We start from the raw sequence: 16,694 nt of genomic DNA, 5'->3' as shown, positions 1-16,694 counted from the left end.
GCGGTGCTGGCGATCAGGAAACGGCGAACTTCAGCAGCTTGCCGGCCTCGAAATTGTTGATGCCGCCGCCGACGCGCTTCGTCATGTAGAACATCACGAAGGGCTTGTTCGTGAAGGGGTCGCGCAGCGTGCGAATGCCGACACGATCGACGATTCGGTAGAACTGCTTGAAGTCCGCGAAGGCGACCGAATAGGAGGACGATGCGATGTCGGGCATGTCCTCGAACTCGACGAGCGGATAGCCGTAGAAGCTCGCGGGTTGTCCATTCTGAAGGCCCGGCACCCACAGATAATCAGCGTAGAGGGTCTTCAGCTTGCGCATCGCAGCGACGGACCGACGGTTCGCGGCGAAGCGGGCGTTCGGGCGATAGATGTATTTGAGCGCCGCCACGAGGTCCGCGAACACGTCGGCGCCTTGAACGATCGGCGGGCCGGCGGCGGGCGAGGTAAAGCCGCCCGAGGTGCCGGTCGCGACATAGCCGACATTGCCCCACGACCACGAGCCGTCAGCGACGATTGGATAGGCCAGGAAGCCGGTCGGCTTCTTGCTGCCGTCGCCCTTGATGAACGCCGCTCCCTCACCCTGCGCGAAAGCGAGAGAGGCCTCTGAGGCGATCCAATTCTCGGCGTCGATATAGGTGTCGTCGAGGAAGGACTGCGAAGCGCCCGGCATCGCGAACATTTCATGGACCGGGATTTCCGACTCGGCGAGCTGTGAATTCGCGGTTGCGGTGCGGGGATCGGTCTCGCCGCTCCAGCCGAACGTCGTGCCGCGCTTATTCACGGGGAAGCGCACGCGATCGGTGCTGATCTGCGTGACGTTCGCGACCGAGCGCACGGGCGAGACCAGGATCGCGATCTCCGTCATGGTCTGTTCGATCGTCGGTAGGACCGTGAAACCACCGTCAGAGTCCGAGCCAACGGAGAGCGCCTTGGCCTCATAAGCGGCCTTGTTCGCCTCCATCAGATCGCGCGGCTTGTCGTCGCTGCCGTAGCGGCCGCGCAGATAGTCGTCGAACTTCTTGGTGTAGGCTTCGAGCTCGGGCGGCGCCGGCTTCTTCGTGTCCCTTTGGCCCTCGAAGATTGCCTTGCGCTTGATGTCGAGCAGCTCGTCCGTGAGCTTCTTTTCGACCTTGTCGATCGCGTCATTGATGCGGTCGACATGCTCCTTGAGCACGACGTCGTCGATCTTCTTCTTGCGAATCTCCTCCAGCGATTCGTCGTTCTTCTGCCGAAACGCCGCCACCGTGCTCATCAGCTCGTCGGCGAGCCGCTTGAACTCGGGGTTGGTCGGCGCGTCTTCCTTGCGCTCCAGCGGGTTGTAGCCCCCGCGGAGTCGGAAATGCTCCGTCATGTCTTCGATCCTGTGAGATCAGCGGAAGGCGGATTGCAGCTTCCGCATGGCGTCGACCACATCGGTCGACAAGGCCGCCGCCTCCGCCTCACGCGGATCGATCGCGACATTCTCGCCTGCATCGCGCAGGCGCTCTCGGAAAAACGCGACAGCCTTCACGGCGTCGCCGCGCGAGAGGCCGGCGTCACGCAGGCCCCTTTCCCATTCGCGCGGGTTGAACTCTTTCACGGTCGTCACCGTCGCCTGATCGTTCATCGGGAAGGTGACCATCGAGATTTCGAAGAGGCCGACTTCCTTGAGCTGGCGCACGCCGCTCTGCGTGAAATCGGCCTCCATCGTCTTGTAGCCGATCGACATGGAGTCGATGACGCCAGCCTTCATGAGCGCATGGCACTCGGCGGCCTGCTTGATGGACGGGACGAGCAGTGCACCTTTGACGAAGAGGCCCTTGCTGTCCTCGACCGCGTCCGTCCAAACGCCGATCGGTTGCGTTCGGTCATGCTGCCAGAGCATTTTGATGCGCGCGGCCGGGCGTTCGAGCAGGCTCCTGGTGAACGCGCCCGGCATGACGCAATCATAGCCGCTGTCGACATTGCCGAAGGTCGAGGCATAGCCTTCGAAGGTGCCATCATCCTTCACAGCCTTGGCGTCGAACTCGATCGGCAGATGCTTGAGGCCGAGCGCGTGCTTACGTTCGATCATTTCGGAATCCTTGGAACCCAAAGCGCCACACAGCGGCAATTGATGATGTTCCCGGCGCTGCCACGCGGATCGCCGGGGAAGCGCAAGTGCTCTCCGCCGACGACGAAATCGGCGTCCTTGTCGACCGTTTGCCCATCCGCTTCGGCGTGCGCCGGCCTTGTGCGGGCGTCTTCGGTCGCGCCCCACTCCTTGTCGAGCGCGAGCCCTGTCGCCTGAGCTGCTGCCTCCGAGCCGACTTGCGTGGCGGTGTGTGTCTCCGTCCGCGCGATTCCGAGGGCGCGCTTCTGTCCGATCTTGCCGCCGGTCTCGTCGCGCATTCGGCGCGCCAGCACGCGTGGCGGCTCATTCGCTTCCTTCCCGCGCTTCAGCGAGCCGCGGATCAGGCGTTTCAGCGATTGCGAGACGCGCTGCACCATCTCGGCCGCGTGATGCGAGAGCCAGTCGACGACGGTGCGCTCGGCCACATCGAAGAGCGAGAGCAGCTTCAGTTCGAGCGCAGGCTTGCCGGTTGGCTCGAACAGCGCGCCGAGCGCCTTGCCTCCCGTCAGCTCCTCGAGGACGAGTTCCGCGCTCGCCATGGCCGAGACTTGCAGCCGCGCGCGAAGCGCTTTGGCGATGGCTGGTTCGAAGCCGGCCACAACCGCGACGGCGAGATGATCCTGTCCGGTCGCGACATGCGCCGCGGCGACACGTCCGGCGCGGGCGAAAATCTTGCGAAGGTCATGCGCAAGAGCGCGTTCATGAGACGCCGCCAAGCGGATATGGCGGGCAATGCGGCGCTCACGCCGCTGGTTCCTCTGTGCCATCGTCGTCGCCGGCGCCCTCGGTGTCGTCTTCTGGCGCGGCATCGCCCTGCGGCGTCTCGCCCGTCGCCTCGAGCGGGATCAGCGCGGAGGAGACGAGAATTTGGCCGCCAGGCGCCGAACTCGGCTTGTAATCTCCGTAGCCGAGCCGCTCGCGCTTCTCGTCGATCGTCAGAATCGTTGATTTTTCGATCCTGTCCCATTCGGCCGCGCGCTCTTCGGCGAACACCTCGAGGTCGTCGGTGTCGGGCTCGATGCGGATGTCGGTGCCGAACGCCGGGGCGATCCACCACGACATGGCCCGGCACCACTGCGAGAGCAGCGGCAGGATCGTCTCGCGATACCAAGCCTTGTTCGCCTCGGCGTAGTTGGCGAAGGTGTTGTCGCCCGGGATTCCGAGGATCAGCGGCGGCACGCCGAACGCCAGCGCGATCAGGCGCGCCGAGCTGTTCAGGCCCTCCGCAAAATTCATGTCTTTCGGGCTGAAGCCCATTTCCTTCCAATCGAGCCCGCCGTCGAGCAGGAGCGGCCTGCCGGCGTTCTTCGCGCCCGAGAACGATTCTTCGAGCTCGGCCTTCAGACGCTCCCACTGCTCGTCCGTGAGCTTGTCGCTGCCTTCCTTCGGATCATAGACGAGCGCGCCGGAGGGCTGCGCGCCGTTGCGTAGGAGCGCCACATTCCAGCGCAGAGCGCCAGTGTGCGCGTCGATCGAGAACGCCGCGGGGTCGATAGAGGGAAGCCCGCGCCAGTCGTCGGTCGGGTTGTAGTCGCGGACATGCAGGACCGGGACGTTTCCTTTCGAGAGGTCGACCTCGACCGTACGCTCCTTGTCGCCGACCTTGAATGTGTATGCGGCGGCGAATCCATCGGCGCCGGGCCTCACCGCGGTCTTGGCCGGTGACCAGCGATAGAGTTCCTTCGGCCGTTTGCCGAGATCGACGCGCTCGGCGAAAAACTCGCCGGCGAGCATGAGGTCGGAGAGCGTCGCCTGGACGAAGGCCGGGCCATCCTGCGCCGGATTGGGCCGGTTGAGCAGGGCGCGCAGCTCGGGGATTTCGACCTCTTTGTCGCCGCGCATGATCGCGAGCGGCACCGCCGCTGCGGCGCGCGTCGTCTTCCAGATGCAGGCGTTGACGACGGGATTTTGCTGATAGCCCTCCGTGGCGGACTTCTCGAACGATCGGCGCGGCCACTGCGGGAGATTCAGTACTCTTGCGGATATTATCGCGCCGACGGCGGAGGCTTTCGCCTCGTAGGGAGGCGCGGCGGCCGGCGCCGAATGCAGCGCCGGCTCGATTTTTTTCGCCGCCGGCGCGTCTGTCCGGCGGCGAGAGAACGGCCACATTCAGATCACGCAGCCGCGAGAGCGCTCTCGGTCCACCAGCTCTCGACCTGTCGACCATCGCCGGCCTTGTAGCGGACGAGATAGCTCGGATTCGAATAGTCGAATTCGGCGCGCCCGACGACCGTTCCGGTCTCGCCGGACTCGACCAGCTTCACGATCTGCTTCAGCTTGAACTTCAATTCCTGCGACATGCTTCGCTCTCCAATAATGCCGGTCACAGCCGGCGAATCCTCGGCTCCGACCGATGCCCGGTCATGAGATCGGTCAACGCCCACACGGCCGCGTCGAGACGGTCTGGGCTATAGCCAGCCTCGTCGGCGTCGAAGTCCGGCGTCATGGCGCACATCTGATCCTCGAGCTTTGAGAACGATCCGACGTGATGCACGCGGCCCTGCGCGTAGATCATCGAGATAGGCTCGGCGCGGACATATTTGCCGCGCGTCGCGTGCACGGCGCGGAATGGAATTGTCGGGTCGACCTGACGCACGATCTCCTCGACCATCTCGCCGCCTTGGTTGACCTCGGCAACGACGCAGTCGGCGTTGAACATCTGATAGGCCAGCACCGCGCGCCGAGCCCATTCCGCCGGCCGATCGCCGTGCGACGAATGGTCAGCCAGCACATAGCCATGCCCGTCGGCGCAGCGGCCTGCGACGACAATTCCGCATTCGTCCGCCTTCTCGCCTGATGTCGTCGGCGGATCGATCGCGACGACGACGCGCGCGAGGTCGGGATAGGAGCGGACTCGCGTGTCATCGATAACCTTCCGGCTCCACAGCGCGCCGGGGATATCCTCGAGCAGCTCGGCGTTCAGTTCCTGCCGACCGAGACGCGTTCCCTCGTAGCGGCTGATGATCTGCCGAAAGAACCCTTCCGCGAGATTGGCGCGGTTGTCGTAGGTCGAACCCCGCGTGACGACGGTCGCGGGGTTGGCGAGCAGGTCCTTCAGAACCTGGATCGGCTTCGGCGTCGTGGTTACGACGCATTGAGGGTTTTGTCCGAGGCGCAGGCCGAACTGCAGCATGTCCCAGGTGTCTTGCGCGTACTGCCAGGCGCACAGCTCGTCGGCCCAGCCGGCGCCGAATTGCGGGCCGCGCAGCGCCTCGGGGTCTTCGCCCGAATAGAGCGTCGCGATGGCGCCGTTCTTCCAGGTCAGGCGTCGTTTCGACGGCTCGTAGTGCGGCCTATCCCACGACGGCGAGCAGGCGAGAATTCCCGACTCGCCCTCGACCATGACGTCGCGCGCGTCGCCGGCGGTGGGCGCGACGAGCGCGAGTCGTCCGCATGTCTCCTTCTTTGCTCGGACCCACTCGGCGCCGGTCTTCGTCTTTCCGAAGCCGCGCCCGGCGAGCACCAGCCAATAGGACCAATCGCCAGGCGGAGCGAGCTGCTCGGGCCGCGCCCAGGCGCACCAATCGAAGAGGAGAGCCCGCGCCTCACTCGGGCTGAGGCTCGCCAGAACCTTCGCGCGCTGTACCGGCGGCAGCGAGACGAGCGAGGCGATCAGCGAGCTTGGATCGTGCGTCGTCGACTTCGATCGGGGCACCATTCTTCCCCGTGAACTCATGCACGTCGCATTCTTTCCAGCCCATGCGCGCCTTGGCCCAGAAGATGCCGGCGGAGACGACAGGCGTCTGCTCGGCGCGGATCAGCTTGCCGTTGGCGTCGTATTGCGCGGCCGCGCCGACGGCTTGGCGGAAGAGGGACTCGGCGACCTTCGCGTTTGCCCGCACCATGCCGGTGTCGAGCTCGACGCGGAAGTGCTTGTGCAGCGTCTTGAGGTCGATCGGCCGGCCTGTCCGCGGATTGAGGAGCAGCTTGCACATGTCCTCTTGCGGAATGCCGTAGGCGGCGAAGGCCTCGACCTGTCGGCGAGTCTCCTCATTGAACTCGAGCGGCCTGGGGCCAGTTTTCGCCATTCTGTCAGTCCCGCTCCGCGAAGCGTCCCGTGAATTCTTGCCAGCGCAAAATGACCGCGGCGCAATATTTCGGGTCGAGCTCCATTCCGAAGCAGCGCCGCCCGCTCATCTCCGCCGCAATGAATGTCGTGCCGCTCCCAGCGAAAGGCTCGTAGATCGCATCGCCCTGCCGGCTATTGTTCAGGATCGGCCGCTTCATCGCCTCGACCGGCTTCTGCGTGCCATGTGAGGTGGTGCTGTCCGGCGCGCCGACGCCTCCGAGGTGCCACAGGGTCGATTGATCCCGGCCGCCGCTCCACCGAGCTTTTGCGCCCCGTCGGACGGCGTACCAGCAGGGCTCATGCTGCCAGTGATAGTCGCCGCGGCTCAAAGCGAAATGCGGCTTCGCCCAGATGATCTGAGCCCGAAGTTCGAATGACGCAGCGAGCAGACTTTCCGCGACCGTGTGCGTGTGGACACCAGCGTGCCATACGTACGCGACATCGCCGGGGAAAAGCGCCCAGGCCTCTCGCCAGTCGACTCGATCGTCGTTGGACACCTTTCCGGTGCGCGTTGTTTTCGACTGTCCAGCGCGCACTCGCCAGCTTGGGTCGTAATCGACGCCATAGGGCGGGTCGGTCACCATCAGCGTTGGCCGCTCCTCGTCAAGGAGGCGCGCAACATCGGCAGCATCTGTTGAATCCCCGCACAAGAGCCGGTGCTCGCCAAGGCGCCAGACCTCGCCGCGAGATATCTCGCCGATCGCCACGGTAGATACTGCTCTCTTCCCGATGCCCTTCGGCGCTTTGCTGTCGCGCACAGGGCGCTCCAAAAACGTCATCTCGGGAAGATCGAATCCTGTCAGCGTCAGGTCGAAGCCGATCTCACCCAGGGAAGACAGCTCGAATTTCAGAGCGTCCGGGTTCCAGCGACTTTCCTCGCCCGTCCGGTTATCGGCGAGACGATAGGCGCGCGCCTGCTCGGGCGTCAGGTCCGCCGCGACATGGACCGGAACATGCGTGAGGCCCAGGCGCTTCGCCGCGAGCAGGCGAGCATGGCCGACGACGAGCACGCCCTCCTTGTCGACGACGAGCGGCTGGCGCCAGCCGTAGGTTTCGATCGACGCCGCAACTTTTTTGATCGCGGCCTCGGGGATGATGCGCGGATTGCCCTCATACGGACGCACGCGTTCGATCGGCCAAGCCTCGACGGCCAGGTCGGTAACGGAATTTTGCATGACGATGAGCCAAGTTTCCCCGCCGTCGCGCACGGTGGCGGGGTGACCGGATGTCCGGCCGGCTTTCGGTCATGCGAGGTTACGACTCGCGGCTTGGGGCGTTGGCGCGCCCCGGCTCCCGTCCCTTTTCAGGGCTGGAGAATTGGGATTTTCGGGGATTTGGGAGGCGGAAACGATAACGCCCGGCCACTGTTTCCAGCTCCGGGCGCAAAATTTGTCGCTAACAAGATCGCTCGTTTTAGCTCCCATGTCAAGAATGTGGGCGCGGTATCGACCGACTCTGGGTGGATTCAGTTAGAAGGAACACCCACTGAATAGGGGACCGTCGTCTTCAGTCTTTGACCACCGTTGTGAAACGACTTGTTCGCTATGTCACGCCCGCTACCTTCCGTGGAGGACGTGCCTCCCAATTTTGACGGAACGCTTTGCTGCGTTGCGTTGCTCGGGCTGACGGCTTCCGCAGGCGGGGGAGCGACCATCGCCTGTGCAAATGCATTAGAGCTGATACCCACGATCAAAACAGCGATTATAACGGCTCTCATTACGAGTCCTCCGCATGTTAGTGGTTCATTTGGCAACGCGCCGCCTTGATTGCAAGCTCTCCGCTACTTGCATTTTGCATCCTTGACCTCTTTATTGCATGCGTTGCCTTGCTTGGCGCCTAGCGAGATTGCAGCGTCAGGAGTGTTCAATGTTACGTAAAACATCATGCTATGCTCTAGACTTCCAGATATGTCGGGAATAAATGGGTTTATAACCGTCGCTGTTAATGTATATCTTGCATCAATTCCGGGCTTTGCGTCCAACGTAAAAGTATAATATATCTGTCCTATGGCTATGCTTTCGGGTGTCGGAAACATTGTATGTCTATTTTTGGTAAGATCGGCGGCTTTGTCTTGTAGCCAGTGAGCAAGCGTTCGTTCTCCGACGTATATTCGTTGAAATTGTGCGTATTGTGAGTAGCTTTTTGTGTGTTCTACAAGTTGTTGAATCTCATTTGCGGCGTCGAATAGCGTTTTAGAGTTTGAATATGCGAGTGATTTATAACAATAAAAATGTTCATCTGTAGTAGGGTGATAAAAATATGCTCCTGTATATGCTGATGCTGGAGGTATTTTGGGTGTTCCCGGTTTATAAAAGTTCTTTCCTGGGCCAAGATCGGCCACCTGTGCAATTGCCATTGGAGGTGCATACTCGAATGTTCTTGTATCAGAGTATGTTGGGCCGATGTGGAATGTCCGAGAAATATTTAGGTGAGGTCGTTTCCAGTCGTTTTGGATATTTATGCCTAAATTTGTGATATTCTTAACATCGAATCCTATTGCAGCGAATTGTTTGCTATCAATCTCAATGTACGGATAATCTCTCAGAATAGAGCTTGCGTGGTCTGCATCCGATTCGTTAATTGACGTTCCAGATTTTGTTAAAATGTCATGCCATATTTGGCTTCGTAGTCTGTTTTCAACAATAAATGTTGTTACTTCGCAGCGAAGTGATTTAACAACGGTAGGAAGGTCTGGGGAAAGCTCCGCAAATGTCGATGGGTCGTCGAGCGTAAATGGGTCTAAAGCGCATGCGCTCAACGAAATCGACATCAAAAGCGACACTGGCCACGCTTTATTCTTCATAACTATCTCCAAGACAAGCATTGAAATAGCAACGTGTCACATCGCTGTGCAAAACACGCAGGTGCGACATCTTACTACAATGCCACAGCTTTAGGTGTCGCAAAAAAGCCACAGACGTAAAAATTTCTCATGATGAGAGATGCGCGATCTCGTCATACCAGCTTCGCGAGCGTTGTAAGCGCACTCCTAAACTCATGTGCAATCGATGCTTTCCCTCTCGTTGCTCCCAATCTTTCAGCTGATGCGATTTGCGTGAATGTCTGCCCCTCCCCCAAAATCGCGCGCAGGATAAGCGTCGCTCTCCCCCCACACGCAGATCGTACCTTCATCTCAAAATCGACGGCCGCCACTGCTCGATCCATCGCTTTCGCGATCATCGCCTCATGGTCTCCCACGCCGCCGATCCGCTCAGTCGACGCACACCTGCCGCCAATCCGCGCGGCCTCAAGCACGCGCTCGAACAACCGTCCGGCGTCGTATTGTTCGCGGGTAATGCGCCCATAGGCGTATTCGCGCTCCAACGTGTCGCGCGCGACATTCACAGCAACGCGCTGGCGCCGCAGCTTCTCGGCACCGACGGGGTTCGGGTCGTCGACGGCAGCGACGACGATTTCGACTTTCCCTTTCATGCGCTTCGGCGCGCGCGGCAGCGCCGGCCCGGGATGCACAGCCTCCTCGACGTGATCGTATCGCCCGTAGTTCTTGCGCTGCGCCGCCATTATGCCGCCCTCCGAACCATCTCTGTCCATGCCGGGCTCGAGATCGAGACCGCAGATCGATCGCCACCACGCCGCCACACGACGACGTCACGTCGGAACTTCGGACCGGGCAGCGCACTGCCGCCGGGACCAGGGATAGCGCGCCGCATCTCGAGCCGGACGCGCTCGGCGGACCAGCGTCGAACCGGGAACTCCCTCTGCGGGGCGCTCATGCCGCATCCTCGATTTTCGTCAGCTCGATTCCTCGCTCCGCAGCGAATTTCCGAATGGTCCCGCTCTCATCGGGCGGCGGACCCCAGACGTTCCGCATCCACGAGACGGGGGCGCGGCGCCAGCGTTCGATCGCGGCGGCGAGATTCGCCTCTGGCATTTCGACGCCGCCGAAGCCGAGCGGGATCAGGCGCTCGACCGGTCCTGCTGGAAAAGCGCCGGAGCCGAGCGATTCCACGACGATCCGCGCCCAGATTTTCCAGGTCCGAATCGGTTTCTCGCGGGGTCTCCGGGCTTCGGAGGCGAGGCACAGCGAGACGCGCTCTTGCCCGAATTTCCGAACGATTTCGACCATCGGACCGATGACGAGGTCTTGCGGCTGCGCTACGCCGAGCGCAGCGCGACAGGCGTCCTCGACGCGATCGAGTTCGGCTCTTGCGGGCGCAGCGCCGGGGTCGGGCGGCCGTTCGGCTGCAGGACGATCCGATTCCGCGGGCGCGCGGGGGACAGGGCGCTGTGCTTGGAGATTATCTATTTCTCCCTGTCCCTTGTACTGTCCCTGTCCCTTGGAGCTTGTAACAACCGCTGTCACATCGTCCGCGTGGGTCTGTGACAGTCGCTCGCCGCGCGCTTTCCTCTCTGTTACAGAGTTTGTCACTGGCTCGCTCGGCGTCTGTGACGATTGCGCCGCGCGCGGTGTTTGTTCAGTTACATCGATCGTCACTGGCGAGGATGGCCTCTGCGACAATCTCGCGGCGCGCGCTGCTTCCGTTCTGTCACGTTGGCGCTTTTTCGCCTGCCACGACTCGACCGCCTTCTCTGCGACAACGGGATGGTAGAGCCGCCCATCGCTGCACTTGATCCATTTCCAGAGCGCGCCGTCGCGGTGCTTCTTCCATTCGCCGACCGCGCGCCCGAAGCCGGCGAGATTGGACAAGATCGCATCATCGTCCGGTAGGCTCCCCGCGGGCACCTGGTGCCAGGAGGCGCACCAGAGCAGTACTGCGCAGCGGAACTCTTCGGCTGTCGCTTTGGCCGAGATGTCGCTGTCGCGCAGGCGCACAACGTCGAGCGGCATGAAGGCGAAGTCGCGTAGATCGACGTCCGGCGGCACGAGAGGGGCAGGGGTGGTGGTCACCATTTCCGCTCTCCATTGTCGAGGAACGACCGCGCGACGTCGCAATAGAGATGGACTGTCGTCGTCGGCCCGAGCCGGTTTTTCATGAGGATCACCTCGAGGTCGTTCGCCCGGGCCGCCGCGCGCTCGCACGCCTCTGCGTCGCCGTTGAGCACCTTCGGATCGCGCTGGTCATAGTAGGAGGGGCGGTGCAGGCCGATCACGACGTCGGCGTCCTGTTCGATCGAACCCGAGTCGCGCAGGTCGAACAGCTGTGGCCGCTTGTCGTCGCGCTTCTGGTTCTCGCGGCTGAGCTGGGAGAGAAGCACGACGGCGACCTCTAGGCGTTTCGCCATCGCCTTCGCGCCCTTCGTCACTTCGCCGATCTCGTCGACCTTCCTGCCGCGATATCGATCGCCGAAGCCCATGATCTGCAGATAGTCGATGAACACGACGTCGAGCGTCTTGCCGGCGCGCTCGAGGCGCTGCTTCGTGCGTTTGGCGCGGGATTCGATCTGCTCGATCGTGAGGCCGGGCGTTGCGTCGATCGTTACCGCGAATTCGTTGAATCGCTCCTCAACCTTGCGCAGCCGGTTGACCGCTTGCTCGTCGAGCGCGCCGGCGAGAATGTCGCTGTAGGCGAGCGGCGCCACGCCTGCGGCCATCGCGTTGGCCGCCATGCGGGCAGCGAGCTCGCGGCGATCGATCTCGAGCGAATAGATGTCGACCCCGAATTGTGGACGATCGTCCCGCAACCGGGCCACGCGCCGCGCGCTGGCGACGAGGAAAATGGTCTTGCCTGCGCCTGGGTTGCCGGCGACGACATAGAGGCGACCCGCGCGATAGCCGCCGCCGATGACTCGGTCCAGGTCGACGAAGCCCGTCGAGGGGATGATCCGGGCGTTGCCGGCCGCGCGGTCTTCCGCCTCTCGAATGACGTCCGCGAGGCCCGCGCCGAGGGTTGTGCGTTCGGCTTCCGCGCCGATCTGCCCGGCATTGCGCAGGGTGATAATCTGCGCGTCCAGCTCGTCGAGCGTCGCCTGCAGGCGGCCGGTCCCGGAAAAGCGAGCAGAGTCGGAGGCTGCGCGGGCAAGCGCGATTAGCTCGCGCCGCGCCCAGGCGTCTACGATCAATTCGGCATAGCCGGGGGCGTCCGCGATCGTGGTCGCCTCTCGGGCGAGGGTCGCGAGATAGGCGCGCAGCGGCGGCGCGCCCTCGGGCAATTGCAGGTTGGCCAGCTGCGCCCCGACGGTGATGAGCGAGACCTTGCGTCCGGCGCCCGCCAGCTCGAGCATGCTCGAGTAGATTCGCGCGTGAAGCTCCTCGCCGAAGTGACGAGCTTCCAGGAAGCCGACATTGGCGAGCGCGTGCTCGTTGAGGAGCAGTGCGCCGAGGAGAGCTTGCTCGGCCTCGAGGCAGATCGGGAGGGCGGCGTCTAGGGCAGGCGCGTGGGCGTTCATAGGCCGCACCCCGCTTCACAGATATCGAGCATCCCTTGGCCGCGATCCTCCGCGCTCGAAAAGTCGATTTCGGCGAGGGGACGGCGCGACGCATGCACGAACTCTTGATGGCGCATTCCTGGAGCCTGGCGGCATAGCGCATCGATCTCGACTGCGGCCGCAAAGCTGGCCGGGTCGCGCTCCTTAAGGCGACGCCACTCGAAATCTGTCCGGTTCGGACAGAAGATGCATGCGCTCTTTTCGGGCACGGGATAGTCGTGGCGGCGCAGCCATGCCACGCAATCCTGGCGCGTCATGCGCTTTTCGAGCAGCGGATGACGATGAACAGCCCAGCGCGCGAACGCGGCTCCGGCACGAACCACTTCATCGAGAGAGATTCCGATCCACACCTCGACTGTGCCCTTTGGCATGATTTGGCGCGGAAGATACCCGGCGAGCCTCCGCTGCTCCTTCTCGATTGGCTCGATCTTGAATTCTCGCGTGCATTGCCGCCGACCCCGGCCCCCATTGCCCGTGAAAAACGGCGCGCTGGCGAATCGGCGGGAGCCGCCCGGGCCCTCGGTCGCCCGAAGGCGAATGTCGTCGCTGATTTTTCGGCCGGCGCTTACGCGATGGATTGGGAAGGGCAACACGTTCCCCGACGAGAGCCATGCGACCGTCTCAAGGGTCGGCGTTGACTCGTCGCCTGTATCAGCAAAGATCGCGCAGTCCGGCATAGGGCCGATTTCGCCCTGTGCGGCCATGAGGGCAAGCGTTGTCGATTGGATGCCGGCGCCGAGCGAGAGAACGCGCAACTTCGCGCCTTCGACTGGTCCCCACGACCAGCCGCCCCGTCGTGCGCGTGGCGTGGGCGATTGCTGCGAGGTGAGCGCAAAGAGGGCTGTTGTAGTCTCGGGGTTGCGGGCGTTCATGCCGCCTCCTCCGCACGCAGCGCGGCGAGCGCACGGCGGCCGATGAACTCGGAATAGGCGGGCGGCACCGCCTGCGCCATCTCCCAGACGGTCATCCAGTCGATGCCGATGGCCCGTTGCCAGTCCTCACGAGTGCCGCGATCGACGCCCTTGTTCCTGGTCTTATGGCTCGTGTGGCCCGTATGCCCGGCGATCGTGAAGGTTCCCGGCCGCGATTCCGGACCGAAGGGCGCGCCCGGCGGCGGCGCCAGAACGAAGAAATTCATCTCGAACGCGCGCTTGCGATATGTGCTCAACCCGAACATCTCGCCGGTCAGCACCAGATCGCGGCGCAGCGGCGCGAGGGGGACATTCTCGATGCAGAAAAGCCGGCCCGAAGCCTCGAGCATGTTCCGCGTCGGCCCGACCAGATCGGGATGCTCCTCGGCGCGCCCGCGGCTCAGCGTCGCGAGCGAGTAGCGTTGGCATGGCGGACTCGCCCAGATGAAATCGAAGCTCCGCAGATCGAATGGCGGCCGCAGCGCATCCGCCTGGACGAAGCGAAATGGGTAGCGCGGGCGGGGGACGATATCGACGCCGATCACGTCGAAGCCCGCGCGATACAGGCCCATTGCGGCGCCTCCGGCGCAACAGAAGAGATCGAGGGCGAGTGGCCTTGTCATGCCGAACGCACCCGCCGACCACGTGCCACCGCCGGCTTCCGCAGCCATTCGATTTGCGGCGCGCCGCGATATCCCTTCAGCCAGACGAAGACGCCAAAATCGACCTTTCCCCCCTCGACCCTCGTCCCGGAGGCGATGGCGCTCCCTGGCGGCATAGATGGACGAGGGCAGATCGGCATGAGCTTGTAGAGCGGGGACGTTTCGAGTCGCGCTGTACGGCGATCTCCGGCGATCCAGCGCAACGGCAGGATCAGCACGACCATCATCGTCGCCCGCGTCAGGGCCAACTCGAGGAATTCCTCGGCGCGGTCGTATGGCGGATTCGATGCGACGACCTGCGGCTCTCTCCAGCCTGGCGCCGTGCTCGGACACCAGTCGTCGCCGCTGGCAAACCAATCTGCCTGGACGAGCGAAGGGCGAAGGCACAGGACGCCGCGATCATTTCGCACTGTCTGGAAATTCACGGCCTCCTTGTCGTTCCAACGCGGCACGATGTCGGACCCCAGCGCATAGAGCCCTGCCGTTTGGGCTCCGCGCAGGAGTCGCCCCCACCCGCAAGACGGATCGAGCACGACAGTTCCGACCGGGAGGTCGAGCGCGCCAAACAGAGCATTTCCGATCCATTCCGGCTCTACGTAATGGTCGAATTTGTCACGCTCCCAGACGTGACTGTTGCGCGCGCGGGCGGGTGCTTTGGTCATGGCCGCGCTGCCTTCCGAGGCCCTTCGGCCTCTCGCAGTCGAGTCAGCGTGTCGAGAATGGCCTCCTGGACGACTAGCCGCTGGGCGCGGCGCTCAATCGCCTCGGGCGAGCGTTTGAAGTTCTTGCTCTGCGCGCGCTCGAGCCAGTCTTCACCGCCGATGATGATGAGCTGGATTTCCTCGATTTGCTGGATGAGGGTCGCGCTCATGCCGCCCTCGCGCGCGTCGCTTGGCGGGCGCCAGAATTGCGCGCATCATCGATCAGTGCCTTCAGGCCGCCGATTTGCTGCGTGCCGCAAGAGCAATTAGACATTGGCGGCTTCCCCGAAGAAAACGAGATCGCGCGGAGGCACGCGCGCGTAGGTCGCGGCCGCGTAGTCGAAGAGGGCGCAGGCATCCGCCCTGTTATCGTCGCAGCAATCGCGCGGGACGTAGCCGAGCGCCTTGGCCCGATTGAGCACGGCCGCCTTGGTCTCCTTGCGCTCGCCCATGTTCGCGCGCCCGAGAAAGTGCTTTCGGACAGTCGATGGATAGGGTGCCTCGATCCGCATTCCGCGCGCCATGCCCTCGGCGACGGCGACACCGAAGCACATGATCTGCAGGATGACTGCGTCGGCGGATTTCTGTGCGGCGGGATTGAGGAAGTGCTCGATCGCGAGCATATCGAAGCGCTCGAGCGTGAAGCGGTCGCGCAGAAATGCGCGCATGTTGAATGCGGCGATCTCGGGAGGCTCGCCGGGGCGCTTCAGGCGAACGCTACCGGATTGCGGGATCGCACCGGCGTCGCCGAAGGCGAATCCGCAAACCGTCGCGATGTCGAGCGCTGCGATCCGCACTTGAAAACCTCACTGATAGCGGTAGCTGCCGGGAATTTCCTCGGCGGCTGGCTCGGGAGCCGGCTCCGACTTCTGCCGTCGCCGAGAGGGCTTCGTGGCGGTCGAATCGTCGAACTCCGCGTCGGCGCCGTGGAGCGGCTTGATCCCTTCCATGATCGCTTTGCCGTTCGCTTCCAGCTGCGCGATCTCGGCGTCGCGCTCGTCCTGCTCGGCTTTGCGCGCAAGCTCCTCGATGTCGCCGACGTGCTGCTCGCCGAAGAGGCCGTTCTTTTCGAACTCTTCGTGATAGAGGATCAGGCTGCGCCAAAATTCACGCGCTTTGAGGTCGTCCTTTTCGAACATCCGCGCGAGGCCGCAATTGAATTTGAACGCCTTGGCGTGCAGATTGCCGTTCTCCACGGCTTTGGCGATGCGTTCGCCGATTTCACCGTTGATCGACGCCACCTTGGTTTTCGATTGGTTGAATGCCTTCGCGAGAGCGATCATCTGTTTCGTGTTCGCGACCTTTGTCGCCGCCTCTTCGGTCATTTTTTCAGCCCTTCGTTAGAGAAACGAGCTTCGCCCGCAACGTCATGAGCGCGCGCAACTCGCTGTCGACCTGCTTCAAAAGTTCGCGCGCTTCGTCCGGCGTGACCTTGCCGTCGCCCATCGCCACGAAGAGCTGCGTCGTGACGCGACCGTGTTCGTGGGCCTTGTCGGCGGCGATGCGCGAGAGGTCGCCGTCGTCGATCGTGATCGGCATGAAGGCGCCGCCAGCGAGAGCCGCCAGGTCTTCGGCCGCGGCGGTCGAGCCACAGAATTCGGTGAGCTTGCGCACGAAGTCGTAGGACATCTGGTCGGGGCAGGCCGGGTCGCACAGCTCGTAGACACGCGACACCGCGCGCTCGAGCAGGAAGGCCGCGCGCTTCACGCCGCCGGCTTCGTCGACCAGTCGCGTCACGATGTCCTTCGTCGTTCCGTAGTCGCGCTGCTTTGGCATGCCCCGTAATTCCCGCGCTGCATTCTGGGTTGCCCTCCGTCCGTGCGCGTGACCTGAATCGGACGGAACGCGGGCTTTACACGCTTGCGAAAGAGCCCCGGCGCCGGAGCGCCGGGGAAGTTTGGGAGGAAA

19 protein-coding genes are annotated in these 16,694 nt (G+C 63.1%); all 19 read right to left on the bottom strand.

Annotated elements, in window-relative coordinates; all coding sequences use genetic code 11:
- Positions 1-13: 13 nt before the first annotated feature.
- On the bottom strand, positions 14-1,354 hold the full coding sequence (locus tag METLW4_RS0112285; RefSeq protein ID WP_018266515.1) for a phage major capsid protein: 1,341 nt from the start codon (positions 1,352-1,354) through the stop codon (positions 14-16).
- An 18-nt stretch (positions 1,355-1,372) separates the two neighbouring features.
- Entirely contained in the window at positions 1,373-2,056 is a 684-nt protein-coding gene (locus tag METLW4_RS24785; protein WP_018266514.1) for an HK97 family phage prohead protease, read from the bottom strand.
- Positions 2,053-2,862: a phage minor head protein gene (locus METLW4_RS26510; RefSeq protein WP_085983239.1), complete on the bottom strand. Its 810-nt coding sequence runs from the start codon at positions 2,860-2,862 to the stop codon at positions 2,053-2,055. The genes METLW4_RS24785 and METLW4_RS26510 overlap by 4 nt, the downstream gene beginning before the upstream one ends.
- Positions 2,837-4,204: a phage portal protein gene (locus tag METLW4_RS24775; RefSeq protein ID WP_018266512.1), complete on the bottom strand. Its 1,368-nt coding sequence runs from the start codon at positions 4,202-4,204 to the stop codon at positions 2,837-2,839. The genes METLW4_RS26510 and METLW4_RS24775 overlap by 26 nt, the downstream gene beginning before the upstream one ends.
- 5 nt (positions 4,205-4,209) lie before the next feature.
- A complete protein-coding gene (locus tag METLW4_RS0112265; RefSeq protein ID WP_018266511.1) occupies positions 4,210-4,395 on the bottom strand; it encodes a hypothetical protein in 186 nt (61 codons plus the stop codon).
- A gap of 23 nt (positions 4,396-4,418) precedes the next feature.
- Complete coding sequence (locus tag METLW4_RS0112260; protein ID WP_018266510.1) at positions 4,419-5,558, bottom strand: DNA-packaging protein; 1,140 nt, start codon at positions 5,556-5,558, stop codon at positions 4,419-4,421.
- An 82-nt stretch (positions 5,559-5,640) separates the two neighbouring features.
- Positions 5,641-6,123 carry a hypothetical protein gene (locus METLW4_RS24770; protein ID WP_018266509.1) on the bottom strand — a complete coding sequence of 161 codons (483 nt, stop codon included), beginning with the start codon at positions 6,121-6,123 and terminating at the stop codon, positions 5,641-5,643.
- A 4-nt stretch (positions 6,124-6,127) separates the two neighbouring features.
- Complete coding sequence (locus METLW4_RS0112250; protein WP_051079673.1) at positions 6,128-7,339, bottom strand: DNA modification methylase; 1,212 nt, start codon at positions 7,337-7,339, stop codon at positions 6,128-6,130.
- Positions 7,340-7,944: 605 nt separating this feature from the next.
- Complete coding sequence (locus METLW4_RS27810; protein ID WP_157235094.1) at positions 7,945-8,967, bottom strand: hypothetical protein; 1,023 nt, start codon at positions 8,965-8,967, stop codon at positions 7,945-7,947.
- A gap of 152 nt (positions 8,968-9,119) precedes the next feature.
- Positions 9,120-9,686 (bottom strand): hypothetical protein, encoded by a 567-nt coding sequence (locus tag METLW4_RS0112245; RefSeq protein ID WP_157235092.1) that lies wholly within the window; start codon positions 9,684-9,686, stop codon positions 9,120-9,122.
- A gap of 208 nt (positions 9,687-9,894) precedes the next feature.
- Entirely contained in the window at positions 9,895-11,037 is a 1,143-nt protein-coding gene (locus METLW4_RS27045; RefSeq protein WP_083919265.1) for a DUF1376 domain-containing protein, read from the bottom strand.
- On the bottom strand, positions 11,031-12,473 hold the full coding sequence (locus METLW4_RS0112230; protein ID WP_018266504.1) for a replicative DNA helicase: 1,443 nt from the start codon (positions 12,471-12,473) through the stop codon (positions 11,031-11,033). Before METLW4_RS0112230 ends, METLW4_RS27045 begins: the two co-directional genes overlap by 7 nt.
- Complete coding sequence (locus METLW4_RS0112225; RefSeq protein ID WP_026191460.1) at positions 12,470-13,384, bottom strand: hypothetical protein; 915 nt, start codon at positions 13,382-13,384, stop codon at positions 12,470-12,472. Before METLW4_RS0112225 ends, METLW4_RS0112230 begins: the two co-directional genes overlap by 4 nt.
- Positions 13,381-14,094 carry a DNA cytosine methyltransferase gene (locus tag METLW4_RS0112220; RefSeq protein WP_198290191.1) on the bottom strand — a complete coding sequence of 238 codons (714 nt, stop codon included), beginning with the start codon at positions 14,092-14,094 and terminating at the stop codon, positions 13,381-13,383. Before METLW4_RS0112220 ends, METLW4_RS0112225 begins: the two co-directional genes overlap by 4 nt.
- Positions 14,043-14,747 carry an SAM-dependent methyltransferase gene (locus METLW4_RS0112215; protein ID WP_018266501.1) on the bottom strand — a complete coding sequence of 235 codons (705 nt, stop codon included), beginning with the start codon at positions 14,745-14,747 and terminating at the stop codon, positions 14,043-14,045. Before METLW4_RS0112215 ends, METLW4_RS0112220 begins: the two co-directional genes overlap by 52 nt.
- Complete coding sequence (locus METLW4_RS0112210; protein WP_018266500.1) at positions 14,744-14,956, bottom strand: hypothetical protein; 213 nt, start codon at positions 14,954-14,956, stop codon at positions 14,744-14,746. The genes METLW4_RS0112215 and METLW4_RS0112210 overlap by 4 nt, the downstream gene beginning before the upstream one ends.
- Before the next feature lie 96 nt (positions 14,957-15,052).
- The gene (locus METLW4_RS0112205; RefSeq protein WP_018266499.1) at positions 15,053-15,583 is read right to left on the bottom strand and encodes a hypothetical protein; all 531 of its coding nucleotides are present in this window, start codon (positions 15,581-15,583) and stop codon (positions 15,053-15,055) included.
- Between the two features lie 9 nt (positions 15,584-15,592).
- A complete protein-coding gene (locus METLW4_RS0112200) occupies positions 15,593-16,111 on the bottom strand; it encodes a hypothetical protein (protein ID WP_018266498.1) in 519 nt (172 codons plus the stop codon).
- A gap of 4 nt (positions 16,112-16,115) precedes the next feature.
- The gene (locus METLW4_RS0112195) at positions 16,116-16,562 is read right to left on the bottom strand and encodes a phage regulatory CII family protein (protein ID WP_018266497.1); all 447 of its coding nucleotides are present in this window, start codon (positions 16,560-16,562) and stop codon (positions 16,116-16,118) included.
- Positions 16,563-16,694 lie beyond the last annotated feature (132 nt).

Source organism: Methylosinus sp. LW4 (assembly GCF_000379125.1).
Taxonomy (GTDB): Bacteria; Pseudomonadota; Alphaproteobacteria; order Rhizobiales; family Beijerinckiaceae; genus Methylosinus.
Note: the sequence above shows the minus strand (reverse complement) of the source record. Positions and strands in the feature narration are given on the sequence as shown.

Excerpts from the sequence above, each read along its gene's own strand:
- METLW4_RS0112285 (WP_018266515.1), bottom strand. The coding sequence starts at position 1,354 with ATGACGGAGCATTTCCGACTCCGCGGGGGCTACAACCCGCTGGAGCGC.
- METLW4_RS24785 (WP_018266514.1), bottom strand. The coding sequence starts at position 2,056 with ATGATCGAACGTAAGCACGCGCTCGGCCTCAAGCATCTGCCGATCGAG.
- METLW4_RS26510 (WP_085983239.1), bottom strand. The coding sequence starts at position 2,862 with ATGGCACAGAGGAACCAGCGGCGTGAGCGCCGCATTGCCCGCCATATC.
- METLW4_RS24775 (WP_018266512.1), bottom strand. The coding sequence starts at position 4,204 with ATGTGGCCGTTCTCTCGCCGCCGGACAGACGCGCCGGCGGCGAAAAAA.
- METLW4_RS0112265 (WP_018266511.1), bottom strand. The coding sequence starts at position 4,395 with ATGTCGCAGGAATTGAAGTTCAAGCTGAAGCAGATCGTGAAGCTGGTC.
- METLW4_RS24770 (WP_018266509.1), bottom strand. The coding sequence starts at position 6,123 with ATGGCGAAAACTGGCCCCAGGCCGCTCGAGTTCAATGAGGAGACTCGC.
- METLW4_RS0112250 (WP_051079673.1), bottom strand. The coding sequence starts at position 7,339 with ATGCAAAATTCCGTTACCGACCTGGCCGTCGAGGCTTGGCCGATCGAA.
- METLW4_RS27810 (WP_157235094.1), bottom strand. The coding sequence starts at position 8,967 with ATGAAGAATAAAGCGTGGCCAGTGTCGCTTTTGATGTCGATTTCGTTG.
- METLW4_RS0112245 (WP_157235092.1), bottom strand. The coding sequence starts at position 9,686 with ATGGCGGCGCAGCGCAAGAACTACGGGCGATACGATCACGTCGAGGAG.
- METLW4_RS27045 (WP_083919265.1), bottom strand. The coding sequence starts at position 11,037 with ATGGTGACCACCACCCCTGCCCCTCTCGTGCCGCCGGACGTCGATCTA.
- METLW4_RS0112230 (WP_018266504.1), bottom strand. The coding sequence starts at position 12,473 with ATGAACGCCCACGCGCCTGCCCTAGACGCCGCCCTCCCGATCTGCCTC.
- METLW4_RS0112225 (WP_026191460.1), bottom strand. The coding sequence starts at position 13,384 with ATGAACGCCCGCAACCCCGAGACTACAACAGCCCTCTTTGCGCTCACC.
- METLW4_RS0112220 (WP_198290191.1), bottom strand. The coding sequence starts at position 14,094 with ATGGCTGCGGAAGCCGGCGGTGGCACGTGGTCGGCGGGTGCGTTCGGC.
- METLW4_RS0112215 (WP_018266501.1), bottom strand. The coding sequence starts at position 14,747 with ATGACCAAAGCACCCGCCCGCGCGCGCAACAGTCACGTCTGGGAGCGT.
- METLW4_RS0112210 (WP_018266500.1), bottom strand. The coding sequence starts at position 14,956 with ATGAGCGCGACCCTCATCCAGCAAATCGAGGAAATCCAGCTCATCATC.
- METLW4_RS0112200 (WP_018266498.1), bottom strand. The coding sequence starts at position 16,111 with ATGACCGAAGAGGCGGCGACAAAGGTCGCGAACACGAAACAGATGATC.
- METLW4_RS0112195 (WP_018266497.1), bottom strand. The coding sequence starts at position 16,562 with ATGCCAAAGCAGCGCGACTACGGAACGACGAAGGACATCGTGACGCGA.